Raw genomic sequence first — 23,643 nt, forward strand, 5'->3', positions numbered from 1 at the left:
AAAATATAGAAATAACAGGAGGATTAATATGAAAATTTTAGCAGTATGTGGATTTGGAGTAGGATCATCAATGATCTTAAAGATGTCAATAGATAAGGTTTTAAAAGAAATGGGGATAGATGCTGAAGTAAATAATACAGATATAAATGATGCAAGAGGAACTGAATGTGATGTTATATTCACTAGTCCAGAGCTTCAACAAGAATTACAAGGAACAGTAGGTGTACCTGTTTATCCAGTAAAAAAATACATGGATTTAGCAGAAGTTAAAGATGCTATTCAAAAATATTTAAATAATAAATAGGAGGAATGTTTTATGGATTTTTTAATTAATAACGTATTACGTAACCCACCATTATTATTAGGCTTAATAGCTGCTATAGGATTAATATTACAGAAGAAAAAGCTTGCAGATATAGTGAAAGGTTCATTATTAGCAGCTTTTGGTATGGTAATATTAGATCAAGGAACTTCAATGCTTATAAGTTCAATATCGCCAATAAATTCTGCTTTCCAAAGCTTATCTGCTTCAGGAGTAGCAGCGGAAGGATTAAATGATGCGACATTTACAGCAAGCTATGGTGGAACAATTGGTTTAGCTATGTTTATTGGACTAGCTATTCACATACTAATAGCTAGATTTACTCCAATTAAGACTATATTCTTAACAGGACATATGTTATGGTGGTTCCCATTTATATTCATAGCAGCAGGTGTTGAAGGTGGATTAACTGGATGGACACTAATACTTTTCGGTGCTATTTTATCTGCGCTTTATTGGTCAATTATGCCTTGGTTATTAAGAAAGTATGTTTCTGATGTTACAGGGGATACTTCATTCACATTAGGACATCCAAGTGGAATTTTAGCATTATTATCTGGATTTGTTGCTAGTAAATTAGGAAATAAAGAAAAATCATCAGAAGACTTAAAGCTTCCAGCAGGACTTTCATTCTTTAGAGAAATTTCAATAACAGGTGGAATCGTTATCTTTATTATGTTTTTAGTTGTTGGACTTATTATTCCAGAAGGTTTTGCAGATTTAGATCAAAACTTATTTATGTATGCAATTACTCAAGGCTTTACTTTTGGTGCTGGTTTAATAGTAATGCTACAAGGTGTTAGAATGTTAATTAATCAAATAGTACCAGCATTTAAAGGAATTTCTGAAAAGATTGTTCCAAATGCAATCCCAGCTTTTGATTGTCCGATATTATTTAACTATAAACCAAATGCTGTATTAATAGGATTTATTACTGCAATGGTAACATCAACACTATTAGTATTAATAAGCAATTATTTCAATGTATTTAATGTGTTACTAATTCCTCTAGTAATAACTTCTTTCTTTGAATGTGGTGCAGCTGCAGTTATAGGAGAAGGGCAAGGTGGTCTTAGAGGTGCTATAATAGGAACAATGACAGCTGCTATTTTAATGGTTGCTTTAGTAGGGGTATCAGCAGTGGTTTATTCTAACACAATTCAAAACTGGATATTAATATTTGGTGGTAATGACTTATCTTTATTTGGAATTATAGCTAAGTTAATAGCTTCATTATTTGGAGGACTGTTCTAAAGGTTAATTATATAATTGCTTAATCTTAGGAGGGAATTTTAAAGGATATGAGATTTGAATATTTTGATAAAATAAAAGAATTAATAGATATAGTAGAAATTGAAGAAAAAGAAAATATGATTAAAGCAACAAAAGTAATTGTAGATGCTGTACTTAGTAAAAAATCTATATTTTCTTTTGGAGCATCACATGCAGGAATATTAAGTGAAGAATTATTCTATAGAGCAGGTGGTCTTGTAGTTATAAATCCTATATTTGCTAAGAATTTAATGTTAGATACTTATCCAATAACTTTAACTAGTGAAATGGAAAGATTAGAGGGATATGGAACTGCAATAGCAAAAAAGAGTAATATTTCAAATGGAGATGTTGTAATTGTGCATTCTGTTTCAGGTAGAAATCCAGTAAGTATAGAAGTTGCAATGGAAGCTAAAAAAATTGGAGCTACTGTAATTTGTATAACTAATTTAAAGTATTCAAAGGAAGTATCATCGAGACATTCATCAGGAAAGAATTTATATCAAGTTAGCGATATAGTTATTGATAATCATGGTGATAAGGGTGATGCTTGTATAGAAATAGAAGGATTAGATCAAAAAGTTAGTCCTACATCTACAGTGATTGCAGCAACAATTATGAATTCTATAGTTGCACAGGCTACACAAGAGCTTATTGATAATGGATTAAAAACTCCTCCAATATTCTATAGTGCTAATATAGATGGTGGAGATGAGCTTAATAAAAGAATTTTTGAAGAATATAAGGATATGATTCATTATAAATATTAGTTTATGGCATATGAGATAAGTATAAAAGTTATTTAGGAGCTGTTTTAAGACAGCTCCTATTTCTTATAATAATTAATCTATTCTTGTTAAAAAGTTGTAATATCAAGAAATGTTAATATGGAAGTAAGTTCAACAATCCTTTGTTGATTTAGGAATAGTACTAAAACAAAAGACTTAGGTCTAATTATTATATTAATAATAATATTATTAAGGAAATTTTTTTAAGTACTTGACTTCATTTATAGCTTAGGTCTTTTTTATAAAAATCATATATAATGAGAAGTATTGTTACTATATTGTATAATTTTATGGATAAATATAGAAAAATATTGTATCATTATTATAGACTAAGTTTTTAGGGGGAAAAATGGTTTTAGCATATCAATTAGGAATATTTGCAATAATAATAATTTCATCTTTTTTTGGTTTTAGAGCTTTATTTACAGCTGTAGCTTTGATAGTTTTATTTAGCTTCTCTAATATTTTCACAGCAACTTTATTAGTCATTCAATTAACTACTATAGCTGTTGCAACATGCATTGGAGCTGTAATTAGCTCTATAATGCTTATCAAGTCTGTACCGGATTTTGTTAATAAGGCTAAAAATTATTTAGATAATTCATCTTTTGATTTCTTACCTAGCTTTATTTTTGTAAATTGTTTAAGGACTTTTATAACAATGGGAGTAATTTTAGTAGTAGGAATATTTGATAGATATAGTGATATAGAGATTATTAATATTATAATGGGAATAATTCTTATAGGTGCTATATTCCTTATATGTACTATAGGTAATAAAATAAAATATAAACCTAATTCTTTTATACAAAAAGCAAGCCTTACAAGTTTTATTGTATCTTGTGCAAGTATATATATGGGATTTAGACTTATTGAAAGTATAGCTTCTAATCTTTTCTACTAAATTTAAAACATAAATAAACTTAAAGGGGCTGTTTGTGTGACAGCTCCTTTTTATAAAAAGTAATCAGTATAGTTTTCTTTTATATATTCTATAATTTCAAGATTGCCTGTAGGCTTCAAGTTTTCTATTTCATTTATAAAGTCATTAATTAAGATTCTCTTCTTTGATGGGTTAAAGCCATAGCTATTTAGTATTTTAATATCTTCATCGATTAAGAAGAAGTTTACCTTTATTGCATTTTTAAACTGCTCTTTTATTACTGATAGCATTCTATTTGAAAATAATATTATAAAGTCATAGTTTATAGTTTTAATTTTTTCTATATCATAAAGGGTGAATACTCCAACTAGTGTAACATCGTAGTAGGATTTTATTAGTTCTTCAAAAAATTGAATTCTTTCATATACTATATTTGTTACTAAAATTATTTTTAAGCTTTTTCTTTTAACTGAAGCTGTGATATTCAGCCATTTTTTAGCTATCAGTGATAGTGTTGAAACTTGAATATTATTAAGCTCAATATTGTATTTATCTTTAAAAATAATTTGATTATTAGAAATAACTTTATGAATTTCAGGCAAAGCTATTTCAACGTTGTTTACTGTCTTATCATCAAAGTACACATCTAAGTAGTGTGAAGAAATCTGTTTGTACATAAAATAATATACTTCTTTTATAAATTGATCCTTCTTTATAATATTTGCCTTAATATCTAATAGTAAATTATCTACAAATATATTAGATAGCTTTAATAATTTTTCATCAAAGGGGAAGGGCTGTGATGGATTAGTATCTAGTATTGCAACTATATTGCTAAATTCTTGATTCTCAAGATCACTATTAAAGATTCTATGGTTAGTAACTTTTATTGGAACATTAGTAATAGAGTTCAAGGGGTAAGCGTTTTCTTGGCGGAATACTGAAACTGATAAATATAGAACTAAGAACTTCCGTGATAAATAAGATATATTTACCTTAATATTATTTATAAAGTATAAGATCTTTTCATTTATAATGCTATTGTAGGAGGATATTTTTTCAATAAATAAGTTGAAAGCATAGTTTTCGAAAGGGTTATTTGCTTTTCTTCTTTCTAACTTATAATCAATATTTACATCCATTATTAGTTGTAATTGTTTTATAACAAGCAACCTAAAGATTCTTTCATCTCCCTCAATTTTTATACCTTTCTTTTTTAAAACAGTTAATTTTAAATTCTTTTCCTCTAATATTGTTTTTAATAGCTTTGTATCATTTTTCTTAGTAGTAACGGATAATCCCAATTCATTATAAAGGAAAGTTAAATTTACACAATCATTAATTAAAGCACTAATTAAAATAGTATTTATTCTTTCATCTGGTGTGGAAGAATACTGGCTAATAGATAGGGACTTAATAAATTCAGTGTATTCAGTATAGTTTAACGAAGTAGTAAGCATCCCATTATCTATTAAAATGATTTCTTTATTTCTTGAATGTAAATTAATAGTTTCAATTTCTCTTCGAATAGTAGATTCATTTTTACTAAAATGCATTGAAGCATTTTTTATGCTGACTTTTTTCTTATCTAATATGTATTTGATTAAAGCTAAAGTTGATTTATTAATACTCATATACAAACCTCAAAAATTCATTATATAAATTATAAGTTTAAGGGGAAGTTATTGCAATAATATTTAATACAATTATATCCTTTAATACCTAATAAATACAGATTATAATTTCATTAAGATGTAATTGATTACATAAAATTTATAATACATCATAAGTTTTAATATAAAGATAAAAAAAGGATATTTGTGCACAGAAGGTCCTTTAATTATTATTGAAAACTAAAAGGTTTATTTGTTTAAAAAATTATTATGGGGGAATTTTTATTATGAAGAAAAAGGATAAGATTTGGCAATCCATTCAGACTTTTGGAAGAAGTTTATTACTGCCTGTTGCTCTTATGGCTCCAATTGGAATGGTAATGGGGATTTGTAATGCATTTACTCAAAGTTATATGATTGAGCAATTTCCTTGGCTTTCTAATACTGTATTGCAAACTACTTTAAATAGCTTAAAGAATATAACTAGTGTTATTTTTAATAATATTCCTTTATTATTTGCCATGGGTGTAGCTTATGGATTAAGTAAGAAGGAAAAAGGTATAGCTGTATTTTCTTCTGTTGTTGCATATTTAACTTTAAATATAGTTATGAATGTTTATTTAACAGTAACAGGAACTTTAGCTCCAGCAGAAACTATGAGTCAATTAGGACAAGGTACTGTCTTAGGAGTTCAAACTTTAAAGATTGAGGCTTTAGGTGGAATTATCGCTGGTATAGTAGCAGCAAAATGCACTGATAGATTTTATAAATTGGAATTACCACTTGCCTTTGCCTTTTTTAGTGGAAAGAAATCAGTTCCTATAATTAGCTTTGTTTTAATGATTCCTATTGGTTTGATTTTACCTTTCTTCTGGGGAATAATAACCAATATATTAATTAGTGGATCAGTAATTCTTATGAATAAGTATGTAGGACCTGGAATTTACATTACTCTTAATAGATTATTAATTCCATTTGGATTACACCACGTTTTATCTTCTATAGTGAGATTTACTGAAGCTGGTGGAGTTTATATGATAGAAGGTCAGCAATATGTTGGGATACTAAATGCTATGAACGAAATATTATTCAATTTAGGACCAACTCATCCAGCATGGAATGAATATATGCCAACTTTATCTAGTTATATAGCTCCAGCTCAAATGTTAACAACTTTATTTAGAATACCAGCAGTTGGACTTGCTATGTATAAAACTGCTTATTTAAAGAATAAGAAAATTGCAAAGGGTGTTATTATCACAGTTTGTTTAACAGCATTCTTAGGAAATATAACAGAGCCTTTAGAGTTTACATTGCTTTTAGTTAGTCCAATGTTATTTTTCACTTATTCAATTCTTGCTGGAATAACAACTATTCCATTAGCCTTTTTAGACGTTAAAATGGGATATATAAGAGGTACAATATTTGACTTTGGAATTTTTGGAATGCTTTATGAAAATACAAATTGGATAAACTTAGTTATATTAGGTGTAATTAATTTTGTTATATTCTACTATGCATTTATATTTATGATTAAGAAGTTTAATTTAGCTACTCCTGGTAGAGAAGATTTTGATTTAGATGAAGGGGCTAGCCTATTATTAAAAGAAAAAAGGTATAGAGAAATTGCTGAAATAGTTATAGATGGTTTAGGAGGAGCAATTAATATTCTAACTGTTGAGAACTGTGTAAGCCGTTTACGTATAGATATTGATAAACCTGAATTAATTAATAAAGATAGGGTAAGAGAAAGTGGATGCTTAGGAATATTCCTACCATCAGAAAAGCATATACATGTAGTTTTCGGACCGCATGTAGAAGCAGTTAAAAATGCTGTAGATGATGCATTGAGGCAAGTAGGACAAAATTAAAAAGAATTGAGGTAGACTATGAGAGCATTATATGATTCTAAAAGTAAATCTATTGATGATAGAGGGGTTAAAGACCTTTTAACTGAAAAATATAAAATTAGCACTTGGTTAATGCTTGAGAAGGAACTAGCTTTAAGCCAAGGAGATCTAGGGCTTATACCTAAGGAGGCAGCAGAAAATATAGCTTTAAACTGTGATATTGAAAAAATAGATATAGAAGAGGTTTATAGAATAAAAGAAAAAATAGGACATGGATTTATGCCTTTATTAAAAGTATTAGTTAAGAACTGTAATGAAGTAGGTGGGAAGTATGTCCATTATGGATGTACTACTCAAAATATACAACAAACAGGACAACTATATATAGTAAAAGAAGTAACAAAAGTTTTTAAATCTTTTTTAGCTGATATTCTAAAGAATTTATCTAGAATAGCCATGGAAAATAAGGACACTGTAATGCCAGGTAGAACTCATGGAAGACATGCAACTCCAATAACTTATGGATATAAGGTATCAGTATGGATTAGTGAACTTATTAATAATATAGAGAGATTAGAAGAAAGTGAAAAGAGAATCTATCAAGTTATGATGGGGGGAGCGGTTGGCTGTTATAGTGCAGTTGGTGAAATAGGTCCAAGTATCCAAAAGCTAGTAGCTAATAGAATTGGAATGGGATATATGAATGTTCCAAGTAGAAATATCTGTACCCATAAGCTTGAATATATTATGAATATGCAATTAATTTGTAATGTCCTTCATAAAATGGCAGAGGAAATTTATTATACAGGAGTTGAAGAATTTGGAGAAGTATATGAAGCCTTTAAGGCAGGAACTGTTGGAAGTAGTACTATGCCACATAAGATAAATCCTAAAAATGCAAAGGGTATAATAGCTAATAGTCAAAAACTTTATACTTTAGCACAAGTAGGATTAAACTCTAGTGCAAGGATGTTTGAAGGTGACAGCAGTCAATATATGCTATTTGATTCAATTTTAGATGAAACTATGGAATTAGTTCTTGAAGTTTTAATGAGGGCAGAAGAGTTAACTAAAGGTCTAGTAGTTAAGAAAGATAGATTATATAATAACGTAATTTTAAATGGTGGTTTAGATAATGCGGAATATATAATGATGAAAATGGCAGAAAAAATAGGACGAGATGCTGGCCATGAGCTTATGTATGAATGTTCTATGGAAACTGAGATTAATGGGAAGAGCTTCTTTGATGTTCTTTGTGAAAATGAGAAGGTTAAAAAAATATTTACTATAGATGAAATAAAGGAGTTAATAGATCCAAGAAATTATGTTGGAATAGGAAGTACATTAGCAGAAGATATGGCTAATTTAGCTATTAAGAAAGCTGATGAAATGATGAAATAATATTATGGTGTGGTAAGACTAGATGTAAATTAGTTTTACTACACCTTTTAATAATAATTCTTGAGATCCTGTAAAATTGGTAGGATAAGAAACAGGAATTGATTTTACTAACAATTTTTGCAGAGTATTAGTGTAAGGAGATAGAAATTATTTTTATTAGACTAAATCTAATTTCTTAATTAATATATGAAGTTATTTGTAACAGATTTTGATAGAACTCTTTTCGTAGGTAGGAAAATATCATCAGAGGATATAAATAGTATCAAAGATTGGCAAAGCAAAGGAAATTTATTTGTTGTTGCCACAGGAAGAGATATTAATTCTATTAATGAAAAGATAGGTATATATAATTTAAATCCAGATTATTTAATATGTAATAATGGTGCAGCTCTTTTTGATAAGGATAAGAATGAAATTTTATCTAATTTTATAGATAGAAGTATTATTTTTAATGTTATTGATTATATTTATAACAACTACGAAGATGGTCTAAGTTTATCAGAAGTTAATGGCAAGATTTCTATTGAACCTAAGAATGGAATAAGCCACGAGAGTGATTGTAAAAAGTTTATAAATTATAAGGATTTACATTCAATAGGAGAAGTTTATCAAATTCATAAAAGGTTTCAAGGTGAAGATTACACAAAAGTTTTAGAAGAAGATTTAAATTCTAAATTTTTTAATCACATAATTGCTTATGCAAACAGCCATAATGTGGATATAGTTGCAAAAGATGTGAATAAGTCTAGAGCTATTAAATATTTAGAAGATAATTTAATTAATATAGATAAGATAATTACTATTGGTGATTCCTATAATGATATTCAAATGATATTAGACTATGATGGCTTTATAGTTTCTAGTGCAAAAGAGAATTTAAAGAAGAAGGTTAGAAATGTATGCACTAGTGTAAGTGAGTGTTTAAATATATTTTCTAATGTAAAGTAGGAGGAATGGTATGATAATTTATTCTAAAAATATATATTTGGAAAATAAAAAGATAAGTGGATTTCTTAAAATAGAAGATAAAAAAATTATTGATATAGTAGAAACTACAGATGAATTTACTAAGGACTCTTTAAATAACTATGTCTTAAATGATTTAAAATGGGATAAAGATAATGAAATTCTTGATTATTCAGATTTTACTATAATCCCAGGATTTATAGATAACCATATTCATGGCTGGGGAACAGGTTCCTTTTGGTTTGAAAAGTCAAAGAAATCTATAACAGAAATGCAAAAGAACCTACCCAGTGAAGGGGTTACATCTTTCCTTGCAACAACTGGGGCAGATACTATTGAAGAAATATTAACTCAAATAGATGAGGCAAGCCTTATATATGAAGCTGAGCAAAATGGAGCTGAGATGGTAGGACTTCATTTAGAAGGGCCATTTGTAAGTAAAGAATATAAAGGAATGCAAAAAGAAGAAAATTGCATATTACCTAATATTGAATTTATGAAGTCTTTTTATAATAGACAAACATCCAAAGGATTAATAAAATTAATGACTATGGCTCCAGAATTAGATGGAGCAAAAGAAGTAGCTGAGTTTTGCAAAGATAAAGGAATACAGCTTTCTATTGGTCATACTGGATCAACCTTTGATAAGATTAAAGAAATGAAAGACTATGGTTTTGGTGGCTTTACTCATACTTTTAGCGGAATGAGGGGAATGCATCATAGGGAACTTGGAGTTGTTGGAGCAGCTTTATATTTTGATGATATGTATTGTGAGTTTGCAAAACAGACAGGCTTAACGGTAAAGCATGAAGCCTTTGATATAGCTTTAAGAGTAAAAACAAGTGATAAAATAATCTTATCAACAGACTGCTGTGGACTTGCTATGACAGATAAGCCTTGGCATCATTATGTAAGAAAGATAACTCTTATTCCACAAGAAAATGGAGTAATGATAAAACATGATGATGGCAGGGAAGAAATATTAGATAATAGTAAATATGAGAATGTAAGAGACTTAGAAATGAGTTATATAGATTCAGTAAAGAATGTTATAAAGCATTCAAAGGTAGATATTTTCGATATTATGAAAATGGCAAGTATAAATCCAGCAAAGTATATTAATATCTATGATAAAAAAGGAAGTATAGATATAAATAAGGATGCGGATTTATTAGTTATTGATAAAGAGTTTAATTTAATTGAGACTGTAGTTAGAGGAAGTATATATAATTAATTAATACCCCAGAGAATTGTTTTGTTTTTTTCTGGGGTAATTATTTTATAAGTATAATCAGGAAAGCTAAAATCATGTATTAGCTTATTATTTCAATAGTATGTACATTGTAATAACTTGGACTTTAGGAGTTGAAAAAGATATAAAAAGAATAAATAATACAATTATCACTATATTATTACATTGACAATGAATAAGTTTTCATTTATAATTTAATTAAATTAAGTTTGTTATGATAAAAAATAATTTTTAAAAGAATTTAATATGGATCGTTACTGACGTATTTATTGATCAGGCGTGACCGAAAATAATGGTATGGTATTATAATATACATATCACTATTTTGGGTCATTTTTTATTATTTCGGAGGTATATATGCGTGTTAAGAAAGTATTTAATAATAATGTTGTACTTGTTGTAAATGATCTTAAAGAAGAATTAATTGTTATGGGTAAAGGAGTTGGCTATCAAAAGTTTCCTAGGGATTTAATAGATACTAATAAAATAGAAAAAAGATTTATATTTAATAATGAAGAGTCATTAAATGAACTTAATACACTATTATCTAGAATACCTTTGAAAGATGTAGAGCTTGCAAGTGAAATTATTAAAATGGGAGAAGACTCTTTAGGATATAAAGTAAGTGACACTATTTTAATTACTTTATCAGATCATATAAGTTATATGCTTAAAAGAATAGATGATGGTTTAGTATTTAAAAATCCACTTCAATGGGAAATAAAGCAGATATATCCTGAAGAATATAAATTTTCTAAAAGAGCTGTTGAATATTTAAGAGAAAAGACAAATAAGAATATTCCAGATTCAGAGGCAGCATTTATTACACTTCATTTTGCAAATGCTCATCTTGAGATAGATAATATGGAAGAAACAGTATTATTAACCAAAATTATAGATAGTGTATTAGATATTGTTAAATACAATTATGGAATAGATATGAATGAATATTCCTTTGATTATACAAGGTTTATCTCACATTTACGTTGTTTTATTCAAAGACAATTAAAAAATGAAAGTGTAAATGTTGATACATCATTATTAGAAATAGTAAAGCTTAAGTATCCTGAGGATTACAAATGTGCTAAGAAAATTAAAGTGTTCCTTGAAGTAACTTATAAATGGAACGTAAGTGAAAATGAACTACTTTACTTAACATTACATTTAAATAGATTATCAAGTATTAATAATAAAAAATAAATAAATAAATAAATAAATATTGTAGGATCGTTACTGTTTGGCAGGCGTGACCTAAGTTTAAAAGATTAGTCATTTAATTATAGAAATATAAGGCTATGGATCTATATAAAATTATAATTCCATAGGTAATTATATTTGTATGCAGAAAGTATGTTTTCATGTAGAGATTATATTTGCATGCAGATACTATATTTGCGTACATAGTTTATACTCGGACTATCTTAATAAGCTTAGGTCTTTTTGTTTTTAATTTTTTGCTTTTAATAAAGTATGAAAAATAATTCTAAAATTTTAAATCTTGGCCGAGTTTTTAGAATTATTATATTCATAACTTTTTATATAAATATTTATCTTTCAATTACTGATTTACATCTATAGTTTTATGGGATTATAAAAAAATATTCTTAAATAAAATATCATAATTGAAAGTATTGATTATTTAATTTTTATATAAGTATTTAGGATAACTTTATATCTTAAATATTTCTAATAGGAAATAAGACTTAATAATATTTAAAGCTTTTAAAAGCTTATATATCTAAGTATTTTAGGAGGAGTTTTATAATGAAATTTGAAAGAGAATCTGAAGAAATTATAAAATTAGTTGGTGGAAAAGAAAATGTAGTTAGCTTAGTACATTGTGCTACAAGATTACGTTTTAAATTAAAGAAAACTTCAGTTGCAAATAAAGCTGAATTAGAAAAAATGAAGGATGTATTATCCGTTGTTAATAGTGGTGGACAATACCAAGTAGTAATTGGTAACAAGGTTAGTGATTATTATGATACTATTACTAAAAAGTTAGGATTAAAAGAAGCTTCATCTGAAGAAAAAGGTGAGAAGGTTTCTATAATATCTATGCTTTTTGAAGTTATATCAGGTGCTTTTTCACCATTAATACCAGCTTTAGCAGGTGCAGGAATGGTAAAAGCTTTATTAACTGTATTAACATCATTTGGATGGATGTCTGATTCAACTACTACTTATGCTATATTATCAGCTGCAGGAAATGGAGTATTCTATTTACTACCTGTATTCTTAGGTATAACTTTATCTAAGAAATTAGGCGGAAATATGTTTGTTGGTGGAGCTATAGGTGCTGCACTTTTAGATCCAAGTTATACTGGATTAATTGGATCAGAAGGAGTTGTAGACTTCTTAGGTATGACAGTAACACCTATTGATTATGCATCTACTGTATTTCCTATATTTGTTGCAATGTTTATTTACTACTGGGTTGATAAATTATTAAAGAAGATAATTTTAAAAGACTTACAATTATTCTTAGTACCAATGTTTTCATTATTAATTATGGTTCCTTTAACAGTTATACTATTTGGACCATTTGGAACTACTGTTGGTGATGTTATTTCTAATTCTGTAATGTGGTTAATTGATAAGAGTCATGTATTAGCTGGTATAGTTTTAGGTGCAGGAATGCCTTTCTTAGCTGTATTTGGATTACACTGGGGCTTTACACCTATTACACTACAAAACCTTGCAACAACTGGAGGCGATCCAATTGAAGGAGCAGCAGTTGCAGCAGTATTTGCACAAGTTGGTATAGCTATTGGTTTATTCTTAAGAGCAAAGAAACATTCTCAGCTTAAGGCTTTATCAGGATCAACAGCTATAACTGGTATATTAGCAGGTGTAACTGAACCAATTATATATGGAATTATTTTAAGATATAAAAGAACTATTCCAATACTAGCTATAGCTGGTGGTATTGGTGGTGCAATAGCTGGTATTTTTGGAGTTACTTGTAATGCATATGTATTCCACAATATTTTCTCAGCACCAGTTTATACTCCATTCTTTGGATATGTACTTTCAGTTGGAACAGCATTAGTTCTTGGAGCAGTTTTATCATACTTCTTTGGTTTAAAGGAAGAAGAAGTTAAAGAAATGGAATCTGAAACAACTAAAGTAGAAAGTGAAGATAGCAATAAGCTTGAAGAGTTAGTATCACCAATTAAGGGAAAGCAAGTTGATTTATCTGAAGTTCCAGATGAAGTTTTCTCATCAGGAGCTGTAGGAGTTGGAATTGCAATAGTTCCAGAAAAAGGAGAAGTTGCTTCACCAGTTAATGGAGTTGTATCAACTATATTTCCAACAAAACATGCTATAGGAATCGTGTCTGAAAATGGAACAGAAATTTTAATTCATATAGGAATAGATACTGTTGCTTTAGATGGTAAATACTATGATGTACATATAAATGCTGGTGATAAAGTTCAGGCAGGACAAAAATTAGTATCTTTTGATATTGAAGGAATTAAAAATGAAGGATATAGCACAGTTACTCCAGTTTTAATTACTAATGCAAGTGATTTAACTGATGTAATTGTAGTTGATAATAAAGAAGTTAAAGAAAATGATGTAATTATAAAAGTTATTCACTAATATATACGGAGGTATTTAATATGGGATTATCAAAAGACTTTTTATGGGGTGGAGCAGTAGCAGCTCATCAAGTAGAAGGTGGTTATAATAAAGGCGGAAAAGGTATAAGTATTGCAGATGTAATGACAGCAGGGACTCATACTATTCCTAGAAAAATAACTGATGGAATTATTGAAGGTAATTATTATCCAAACCATGAAGGTATTAATTTTTATGATAAATATAAAGAGGATGTAAAGCTATTTGCTGAAATGGGCTTTAAATGTCTTAGAACTAGTATAGCTTGGACAAGAATATTTCCTAATGGTGATGATTTAGAACCAAATGAGGAAGGACTTAAGTTTTATGATGATTTATTTGATGAATTATTAAAGTATAATATTCAGCCTGTAATAACATTAAGTCATTTTGAAATGCCATATAATTTAGTGAAAAACTATGGTGGATGGCGTAATCGTAAGCTTATTGATTTCTTTGTAAGATTCTGTGAAGTAGTTATGAAGAGATATAAGGATAAGGTTAAGTATTGGATGACTTTTAATGAAATAAATAATCAAACAATAACTACTAATCCAATTTATGCTTTTACTAACTCAGGTATTATTTATAAAGAGGATGAAAACAAGGAAGAAGTAATGTTCCAAGCTGCTCACTATGAATTTGTAGCCAGTGCAAAGGTTGTGAAGATAGGACATGAAATTAATCCAAACTTTATGATAGGATGTATGGTTGCAGCAATGCCAAGTTATCCTTATTCATGTAATCCAGAAGATATCATAAGAGCAGAAGAGGCTAATAGGGAACAACTTATGTTTACAGATGTTCATGTTAGAGGAAGATATCCAAAGCATACTTTAAAGTTATGGGAAAGAAATAATTATAAATTAGATATAACTAAAGAGGATGAGGAAATCTTAAAAGAAGGAACTGTAGACTATATTGGATGTAGCTATTATTTAACTACGGTAGTTACAGCTAATAAAGATATAAAGAGAACTGGAAATGATTCAGCTGGTAAGGCAGATGTAGTAGAAAATCCATACTTAAAAACATCTGATTGGGGCTGGACAATTGATCCAGTAGGACTTAGATTCTATTTAAATCAATTATATGACAAATATGAAATTCCAATATTCATAGTAGAAAATGGATTTGGAGCTGTTGATGTTCTTAAAGAAGATTTAACTATTGAAGATGATAATAGAATTGAATACTTAACTAATCATATAGCTGAAATGAAAAAAGCTATAGAAATAGATGGTGTAGAAGTTATAGGATATACAACTTGGGGATGTATTGACCCAATATCCTTTACTACTGGAGAAATGAAAAAACGTTATGGCTTTATTTATGTAGATAGAGAAAATGACGGAAGCGGTTCTCTTAATAGATATAAAAAGAAATCCTTTGATTGGTATAAAAAAGTTATAGAATCAAATGGTGAGATAATATAAGTTTAAATTAGCCCTAGAGGACAAAAAGTTGGACCTCTGGGGCATTTGTTTTTATGTAATTATAAATTTATCTGATGCCTACAATTGCTACAACTTCATCTGAAGCTAAGAGGGACTTTATTTAGAAATCAATTTTGCTAAATATAGTTCAAAACTCAGCTAGTCCGAGTTTTTTCCCTCAGTTGGCATGAAGCACCAAGTTTTTATAAAGGTTAATATGAAGATTAGAGAGGATATATGTTTTGGCGAATGGTCGCGAAGCGACTTGAGCAAGAAATAGATACCCTATCTAATCTTTTTTACATAAAATTTTAAAAACCTCCACACTTGCATATTTATATGGATGAGGGAGGTGATAATTATGGCAGCAAGTTCAGTTTTAGTTGAAAATTCTTTAGCAGTTAGCTACAAAGTTGGTGTTAATTCTACTGGAAAGGATGTTTTTAAAGGACAAAACTTTAAGAATATTTCTGTTTCTGCAACAGATGAAGATTTATTAAATCTATCTGATGCAATTGATGATCTTTTAGATTATAGTGTTACAACTATAAAAAAGGAGCAAAGCTATGTTATTACTAGAGAATAGAAGAGATAGATCATAATACAAAATTATATTTTGAAATAAATGTGGAAGGAGGAGAAAATATGATTCAAAGAACTGCAACTTTAGGTTTTAAGGATGTTTCTGGAAAGAAGCATAGTATTAATATTAGAGATGTTAGAGAAGATTATGAAGAAGGTAAGATAACATCTTTAATGGATTCAATTATTGATAAGAAGCTTATAAAAACTATGGCTGGTGATTTAGTTGAAAAAGAGTCAGCTCAAGTAGTTACTAAAGAAACTACTAAGATTACAGTATAGGAAGAGAAGGTGCTGTCGCACAATGAAAAATTAAGAATGAATAATGAAAATTAATTTAATTAGTGAAATATAAGTTAATAATAAAAGCGCTTTTATTTTATATCTAAGCTATTAAATAGTATTAGAATTATAATATTTAGTCCTAGTGTACTAATTGTATGCTAGGACTATTTTTTATATTTTTATAAGAATAGTATTTAAAATATAGCATCAAATTACTTAGAATTCTTAAAATAGTAAATAAAAATAAATAGTTGGTTGCATTATAGATAGATAGTCTAAAAGATAGGAAAAAGAATTTATGGGAAAATATGTAAATAAATAATTTTAATATAAGATAATAACTATTTATTAATATTTATTATAAATTTAACATTAAAATCATTGAGTTTTAGAAGTTAATGGATTATTATTTATTAGATGTATTAAAATGGTAAATGTGAAAATGGATTAAATCGTCGAATATTTAGAATTCAACCTATGTTTTTATTGTGAGTTTAGTATAGATGAAATAATATTACATTACTAAATTTATTGTTTTATAATTTAGCTTTTTTATTATGAAGGAGATAAGATATGAAAAAGAAAGTATATTGGATTGGTTTGTGTATCGTATTATTAAGTGTTTTCTTTATAAGTTTATATTTTAAATTTATAGAAAAGAGTCCACTTAATACGGATATTACTGCCATCAATAGCAATTATGATACTAGTAAGAAAATTAAATTAGCCTTAAAAGATTATAATAAGGATAAAAAGGCAGAGATTATCTCAAGCTTTGATACTAAGGAAAATATTATAGCTATTTCTTTTGAAGGTATAAGGAATAATGAGATAACAAAAGAAGTATTAAGTTTATTAAATAAATATAATGTTAAGTCTACATTTTTTGTTTCTGGAGTAGAAGCTGCAGAAGATAGTGACTTAGTAAATTCTATTAAAAAAAGTGGACATAGTATTGGAAGTTTAGGACTTTCAGATAAGAAGCATATGGAAGAGTTAACTAAGGAAGAATTAATAAGTGATTTTACAAAAGCAAACAAGATTTTAGAAACTATAACTGGAAATAAATCTATATTACTGAAAGGTAGTTCTACAACTTATAATGATACTGTTTTAGCATCAGCTTATGCATCAGGTAATGAATTTGTAGTAGATTCAAAGAATTATTTAAGTTATCAAAGTTTTCAAAACTATGAGGAAGCACAAGGTTATGTAAAATCATTGAAAAAAGGTGAAATAGTATCTGTTAAGCTTGAAGGAGTATTAGATGAGTCTGAATATACTAAAAAAGAAGAGAAACCAGCAATAGATAAAGAGGCTGGTATAGAAAAGAAGGATGAAGAAATTATAAAGTATGCTTCAATTTTAGAAGTAGTAGAATGGTTATGTCAGGCTATAAATGAAGATGGAAGAACTACTATATTACTTGATAATTACAATGAACTTGAGAAATCAGATGGAAGAACAATGTTTATAAGAAATGATTTGATAAGCAATAATTCTTCAAATAACAAACCTTCAAATAATAACTCAGAGAATAGTAATTCAGGAGATAATAGTATTGATATTAGTAATATTAATTTTAATAAATTAATTAAAGATAATAAAAAATTATTAGCTGAAAATATATCTAGGTTTTACACTACACAAGAAGCTGTAGCATACACCTTTAGAGGTATAAGTAATAAAGAGTCACTCGATCTTGCTCTTCTAGCTTTATCAATTACTAATACAAAGGGAACTTTTTTTGTTACAAAAAAGGAGATTTTAGAGTATCCCGATAGAATTGAAAAGATATTAAGTTATGGAAATGAAATAGGAAATGGTGGAGTTACAGCTAATTCAAATATTTTAAATAAAAGCGCTGAAGAAGTAGCTAAGGAAATTTATGAAGTAGATAAGATGCTTAAAGATAGGGGAATTTATACTAATGCTTATATGTCTGGATTTGGATATTCTGATTCAGAAATAAGAGAAGCTGTATCTGCAGTTAGAAATATTGAAGGACTAGGAAAGTATGAACTTATTACTTATTCAAAGGCTCCAATTATAAGTAAGTATGAAGGAAAAGATTCTGATTATATACTAAATGATTATTTAAACCCTGATATTTACACCTCATTATCTAAAGGGGAAATAGTTTATTTTAGGTTAGATTCTGGATTAGTTGATCAAAAGGTTATTTATGAATTAATGATAGGAATTACTTTTAAATATGTAAATTTTGGATATGCCAAAATGTATGATGCTTCCATTGGAGATTATAAGTTAAGATCTAAACCACTAGGTTATTCTGTTGTTACTATTAGCAATCTTCAAAATAATTATGAAGGTGAATCAGGCTATGGAAGATATGAATTATTAATAAATAGCCATTCATTACAAAGAAAATCTATGGAAGAAGCTTTAAATTTAGTGAATGAAAGATATATAGGTAATGAATTTGTAGAATTAGATGGGTTTACAGAAGAAGAAAAAAGTAGGCTTGATCAAGAAGGAACTATTGATACTAATGGGGAGGATGTTATATTCTTCACTTTTGATGACTGGGGTGGAGATACGATTGTAAATGAGATTTTAGATGTTTTAGATAAGCATAAGGTAAAGGGAAGCTTCTTTACAATATCTAAATATATTGACGACAATAGTGGAATATCTAATAGTAATCCGAATTTACTTAGAACAATAGCCCTTAAAGGTCATGATATAGGAAGTCATAATTATAATCATGAAATTTTGGAAGAAGATAAGAATTTATTAATTGATTCATTAGGAAAATCTTATGATTCTATGGCAAATGTAATTGGAGATTTAGATTCTTTAAAACCATATTTCAGACCACCTACACTTTATGTAAATAAAGATGGTTTACTTGCAGTTTTTGAAAGTGGATTTGATTACTCAATTAGTGGAAATATTTCTACTCATGACTATGAGGCTACATCTCCTATAGAAATAATAAATAATTTTGAAAGTCAATTACAGGATGGAAAAGGAAATATTGTTGTTATGCATATGAATAATCAAAGTTATTATACTGCTATGGCATTAGATATATTCTTAACTAATAATGAAAATGGACTTTACGGTAAAAAATATAAGATTGCTAAACTAAGCGATTATTTAAAATAAGAGGAAAGGAGGGAGAAGATGGAGGTTAAGAATAAGAACTATGAGAATCAGGAAACAATAACAGATATTAAAGATAAGGTGAAAGAAGATGTCCTCTTAAGGCCTAAGCTTGATAGAAGGATACTAAATAATGTACCAGATAAAGAACAAATAAGAAAAAGTTTTGATAGAAGAGGAAAAAATAAATCTAGTAGTGATAAGTCTGATGCTTTTATGGCAGAAAGAAAAGCTGGAATTAGATACTTTATGACTACCAATGTTAAGATAAAACTAAAGAGTAATGGGCAAAAGATTAATATAAATTCTGAATCTATAGATATTTCAACTACTGGAATGTTAGTTAAGCTTATTAATAAAGATGAATTAAAATATATTGAAGATGCTGAAAATATAGAATTAGATTTTAGTATAATTCCTGGGGCAATGCCAGAAGGATATGAGATGGATGCTAAAATTAATGCTAAGAAGGTAAGAGATGCTGTAGATAGTGAGGGGAATATTATATGTGGATTTGAGTTTGAAGAGACTTTATCAGAGTATTCTTCAAGGAAAAAAGATAAATATTTAATTTTAGCTTCTTCATTATTACTATTTGGTATTAGCTTATTTGTTGTATTAATGAGGGCTGAAAGTGTTATTTATTTCAAATTCAATAAAGGACTTTATTTATATAGTATTATAGCAGCGGTATTTTTACTTAGTAGATATGCATTTGGTGCATTGTATAAACCTATGCCTGTAGATAGAAATTATACACCAGGAGTTACTGTAGTCATACCTTGCTTTAATGAAGAGGGGTGGATAAATAGAACTATATTAAGTTGTATCAATCAAGACTATCCAATAGACAAACTTGAAGTTATAGTTGTAGATGATAAATCTAATGATAATTCGGTTGCTGTAATTAAGGAAACTATAGAAAAGTTAAAGGAAGAAGACAGGTTTGATATTGCAGATAGACTTAGCTATATAGTTCAAGAAGAAAATAAGGGGAAGAGAGAAGCTTTAATTGAAGGAGTTTTAAAGGCTAAACATGAATTAGTAGTTTTTGTTGATTCAGATAGCTTCTTAGATCAATTTGCAATAATTAATATAGTACAGCCTTTTAAGGATCCTAAAATGGGTGGTGTTGCAGGTAGAACTGATGTAGCAAATACTTATACTAATATTCTTACAAAGATGCAATCAGTAAGATACTATATTGCTTTTAGAATAATGAAGGCTGCAGAAGGATATTTTGATGCTGTTACATGTCTTTCAGGACCATTATCTTGTTATAAAAAAGAACTAGTTATTGAAAAAATGGATGACTGGAGGAATCAAAAGTTCTTAGGTCAAAAAGCTACCTTTGGTGATGATAGGGCAATGACTAACTTTATATTAGAAAAACATAGAACTACTTATCAAGATACAGCAGTTTGTTCAACTATAGTTCCTAATAAATATAAGGTATTTTTAAAGCAACAAATGAGATGGAAAAGATCTTGGCTTAGAGAGTCGATTATAGCTGGAAAATTTATGTGGAAGAAGGAGCCTTTTATGTCTTTATTCTTTTATATAGGATTAATAGTGCCAATAGCTGCACCAGTAGTAGTTTTATATAACTTAATTTATGTACCAGTAGTTCATGGGATTTTCCCAACTACTTTCTTAGTAGGATTACTTATGATGGCATTACTTATGAGTTTTGCACAGTTATTGCTTAGAAAAAGTACCACCTGGATATTTGGACTTATATTCTGTTTATATTATGAAGCTGTTTTATTATGGCAAATGCCTATAGCATGGGTAACATTCTGGAAGTCAACTTGGGGGACAAGAATGACTCCAAGTGATATTAAAGCTCAAGAAAAAAAGGAAAAGAAGCTTAAGAGCAAATTATCTAGAGAATTTACTGAAGATAAAGATTATGAAGTTATTAATAATGATGCAAGTGGTGAAATTGGAAATAATGATAATTTTGATATAGATAAAAATATGGAAGATTTATCAGAAAAACATCAAGAAGATTATTTAGAATTAGCTATAGCTAGTAATGATAGGAGGAAAGTAGATTATGAAAAGTAATGAATTTTCTCCAAAAAGAAAAGATAGAAAAAAGATTATAAGAGGGACACTTCAAGGCTTAATACTATTAGTGATTTTAATAGTAATTATAAAAGCATTATTTAGCTTTAAAGAATATAATCCTTTTAATATTGAAGAAATAAGTACTAATAGTAATGACAAAGGATTTATTACCTTATCTTATTTTGGAGTAGATAGGGATGGAAGTGATACTTTAATTAGTACTAAGGATTTAGAAAAGCAAATTAAATCTTTAAAAGATAATGGGTATGTAACTATTACTCAAGAAGATATATTAGATTATTATAATAAAGGAAAAAAGCTTCCTAAAAAGTCTCTATTTTTATTATTTGAAGATGGAAGAAGAGATACAGCAATTTTTGCTCAAAAGATATTAGAGAAATACAACTATAAGGGAACTATCCTTACTTATTCAGACAAATTTGAAAAGGAAGATCCTAAATTCTTAATGCCAAAGGATTTATTAAAGCTTAAGGGTAGTACTTATTGGGAGCTTGGTACTAATGGATATAGGCTTGAGTTTATTAATGTGTTTGATAGAAAAGAAAAATTTTTAGGAGACTTAACTTCAATTGAATTTTCAGAGCTTCAAGATACCATAGATAGAGATTATAATCATTATTTAATGGATTATATTAGAGATGAAGATAGTGTTCCTCTTGAAAGCTATGATGAAATGAAGGCTCGTATATCTAGTGATTATGAAAAATTATCAGACATATATAACAATGAGCTTGGAGGAGTTCCAGAACTTTATGCAATAATGCACTCTAATACAGGAGAATTTGGGACTAATAATAGGGTAAGTGATGTGAATGAAGAATGGATTAATAAGTTGTTTGCAATGAATTTTAATAGGGAAGGATTTTCTTTAAATACTAAAGAAAGCTCTATTTATGATTTGACTAGGCTTCAGCCACAGGCTTATTGGTCAACTAACCATCTTCTTATGAGATTATATGATGATACTAAAGAAGAGTTTAACTTTGTAATAGGTGATGAAGAAAAATCTTCAGATTTTGAAGAGGTAAAAGGGCAAATGGAGTTTATTGATGATAAAATTATATTAACTTCTCTTCCAAAGGAGACAGGGCTTTTAAAGCTTAAAAATAGCGAAGGCTATAATGATGTGAATACTTCTGTTTATTTAAATGGAAATGTTATTGGCTCACAAGGAATTTATTTAAGATCAAATGATGATTTAAGTAATAGCTTGGCTGTTAAACTTATTAATGATAAAATTGAAGTAACTGAAACTTTAGGAGGAAATAAAGAAGTTATTTTCTCGAAAGAATTAAATACTTTTGGTGAGTCTTTAACATTTAGCAATGGTGCAAAAGTTGATATTAAAGAAAAAGGAAATAAAAAGCTAGATATAATTCTTAGTGGAGATAATCTTTCTATAAATATTGATGATGAAACTATAGTTAGTAATTTAGAAGTTAAGGTTTTAAATAAAGGTAGTGTCTATCTAGAATCAGCTTTTGGAGAATATGGATATAGTCAAAGAAACATAGCAGATGATGTTTACGATGGAGTATTTAAAGAACTTAAAATTACAGATATTAATGAAGAGGTATTATATGATTCAACTCTTAATGGCTTTGAATTAATTAAATATAATGTGAAAAATATATTTAATAAGGTAATTAATTGGTTTATCAAGAATCTATAATCATTACATTAAGAATAGTTTTAAAATGCGAATAAAACCACAAAGATAAATGAATGGCTCATAAGACAAATGGCTACAAAAAGAAGTTCTAGGCTCGTAAAAACTGCTAGGCTAAGAGTTTTGGTAAAACTCGCATACGCTCAGACAAACCAACAGCTCTAAAGCCTAGCAGCTTTTACTTCACCAAGAACTTCTAATTTTTCACCATATGCTTATTTCACCGTCCATTTATCTTTGCTAGTAATTCAGAATTTAAAATATTTTAGTAGGCCCAGTATCTCAAAGCTTAAATAGCATTCGTCATTTTTTCAAATTTAAATTATTCAAGGAATTTTTATTATATTGTGCGTAAGCCGACTTGGAGCTTGTGACGGAGTGCGAGCATAATATTTTAAAACGCCTACGCAATTTAAAACTTAGGTTGAGTTTGGAATAAAATATTTTCAGTAATTCTGAAAGAATTACATCAATAAT

General features: G+C 28.2%; 17 protein-coding genes. 16 read left to right on the plus strand and 1 reads right to left on the minus strand.

Going from position 1 to position 23,643, the window contains the following annotated elements; translation table 11 throughout:
* Positions 1–28 precede the first annotated feature (28 nt).
* From E5347_RS09255 to E5347_RS09270, 4 genes are all read left to right on the plus strand, one after another.
* On the plus strand, positions 29–304 hold the full coding sequence (locus E5347_RS09255) for a PTS sugar transporter subunit IIB (RefSeq protein WP_136006681.1): 276 nt from the start codon (positions 29–31) through the stop codon (positions 302–304).
* Positions 305–316: 12 nt separating this feature from the next.
* Complete coding sequence (locus E5347_RS09260; protein WP_136006683.1) at positions 317–1,576, plus strand: PTS ascorbate transporter subunit IIC; 1,260 nt, start codon at positions 317–319, stop codon at positions 1,574–1,576.
* Positions 1,577–1,623: 47 nt separating this feature from the next.
* Positions 1,624–2,364, plus strand: a complete 741-nt coding sequence (locus E5347_RS09265) for an SIS domain-containing protein (RefSeq protein ID WP_136006685.1) — start codon at positions 1,624–1,626, stop codon at positions 2,362–2,364.
* 367 nt (positions 2,365–2,731) lie between these two features.
* Positions 2,732–3,286, plus strand: a complete 555-nt coding sequence (locus tag E5347_RS09270; RefSeq protein WP_136006687.1) for a hypothetical protein — start codon at positions 2,732–2,734, stop codon at positions 3,284–3,286.
* 50 nt (positions 3,287–3,336) lie between these two features.
* Here E5347_RS09270 and E5347_RS09275 read toward each other — a convergent pair whose 3' ends face one another.
* Positions 3,337–4,899: a helix-turn-helix domain-containing protein gene (locus E5347_RS09275; RefSeq protein ID WP_136006689.1), complete on the minus strand. Its 1,563-nt coding sequence runs from the start codon at positions 4,897–4,899 to the stop codon at positions 3,337–3,339.
* A gap of 266 nt (positions 4,900–5,165) precedes the next feature.
* On the opposite strand from E5347_RS09275, the gene E5347_RS09280 reads away from it, so the two are divergent.
* From E5347_RS09280 to E5347_RS09335, 12 genes are all read left to right on the plus strand, one after another.
* Positions 5,166–6,749, plus strand: coding sequence for a PTS transporter subunit EIIC (locus E5347_RS09280; protein ID WP_136006691.1), 1,584 nt, complete (start codon positions 5,166–5,168; stop codon positions 6,747–6,749).
* Between the two features lie 18 nt (positions 6,750–6,767).
* A complete protein-coding gene (locus E5347_RS09285; RefSeq protein ID WP_136006693.1) occupies positions 6,768–8,129 on the plus strand; it encodes a class-II fumarase/aspartase family protein in 1,362 nt (453 codons plus the stop codon).
* 186 nt (positions 8,130–8,315) lie between these two features.
* Positions 8,316–9,077: an HAD-IIB family hydrolase gene (locus E5347_RS09290; protein ID WP_136006695.1), complete on the plus strand. Its 762-nt coding sequence runs from the start codon at positions 8,316–8,318 to the stop codon at positions 9,075–9,077.
* 10 nt (positions 9,078–9,087) lie between these two features.
* A complete protein-coding gene (gene nagA, locus E5347_RS09295; protein ID WP_136006696.1) occupies positions 9,088–10,329 on the plus strand; it encodes an N-acetylglucosamine-6-phosphate deacetylase in 1,242 nt (413 codons plus the stop codon).
* Positions 10,330–10,704: 375 nt separating this feature from the next.
* Complete coding sequence (licT, locus tag E5347_RS09300; protein ID WP_136006698.1) at positions 10,705–11,547, plus strand: BglG family transcription antiterminator LicT; 843 nt, start codon at positions 10,705–10,707, stop codon at positions 11,545–11,547.
* Between the two features lie 564 nt (positions 11,548–12,111).
* Positions 12,112–13,953: a beta-glucoside-specific PTS transporter subunit IIABC gene (locus tag E5347_RS09305; protein ID WP_136006700.1), complete on the plus strand. Its 1,842-nt coding sequence runs from the start codon at positions 12,112–12,114 to the stop codon at positions 13,951–13,953.
* Between the two features lie 20 nt (positions 13,954–13,973).
* On the plus strand, positions 13,974–15,407 hold the full coding sequence (locus tag E5347_RS09310) for a 6-phospho-beta-glucosidase (RefSeq protein ID WP_136006703.1): 1,434 nt from the start codon (positions 13,974–13,976) through the stop codon (positions 15,405–15,407).
* Between the two features lie 361 nt (positions 15,408–15,768).
* Entirely contained in the window at positions 15,769–15,993 is a 225-nt protein-coding gene (locus tag E5347_RS09315) for a DUF1659 domain-containing protein (RefSeq protein ID WP_136006705.1), read from the plus strand.
* 59 nt (positions 15,994–16,052) lie between these two features.
* Entirely contained in the window at positions 16,053–16,271 is a 219-nt protein-coding gene (locus E5347_RS09320; protein WP_136006706.1) for a DUF2922 domain-containing protein, read from the plus strand.
* Between the two features lie 576 nt (positions 16,272–16,847).
* A complete protein-coding gene (locus tag E5347_RS09325; RefSeq protein WP_136006708.1) occupies positions 16,848–19,406 on the plus strand; it encodes a polysaccharide deacetylase family protein in 2,559 nt (852 codons plus the stop codon).
* Positions 19,407–19,424: 18 nt separating this feature from the next.
* Entirely contained in the window at positions 19,425–21,473 is a 2,049-nt protein-coding gene (locus E5347_RS09330) for a glycosyltransferase (protein ID WP_136006710.1), read from the plus strand.
* Positions 21,463–23,169 (plus strand): glycoside hydrolase, encoded by a 1,707-nt coding sequence (locus E5347_RS09335; protein ID WP_136006712.1) that lies wholly within the window; start codon positions 21,463–21,465, stop codon positions 23,167–23,169. Before E5347_RS09330 ends, E5347_RS09335 begins: the two co-directional genes overlap by 11 nt.
* Positions 23,170–23,643 lie beyond the last annotated feature (474 nt).

The sequence above is a fragment of the Clostridium sartagoforme genome (genome assembly GCF_004794105.1).
In the GTDB taxonomy this organism is placed as follows: domain Bacteria; phylum Bacillota; class Clostridia; order Clostridiales; family Clostridiaceae; genus Clostridium; species Clostridium sartagoforme_B.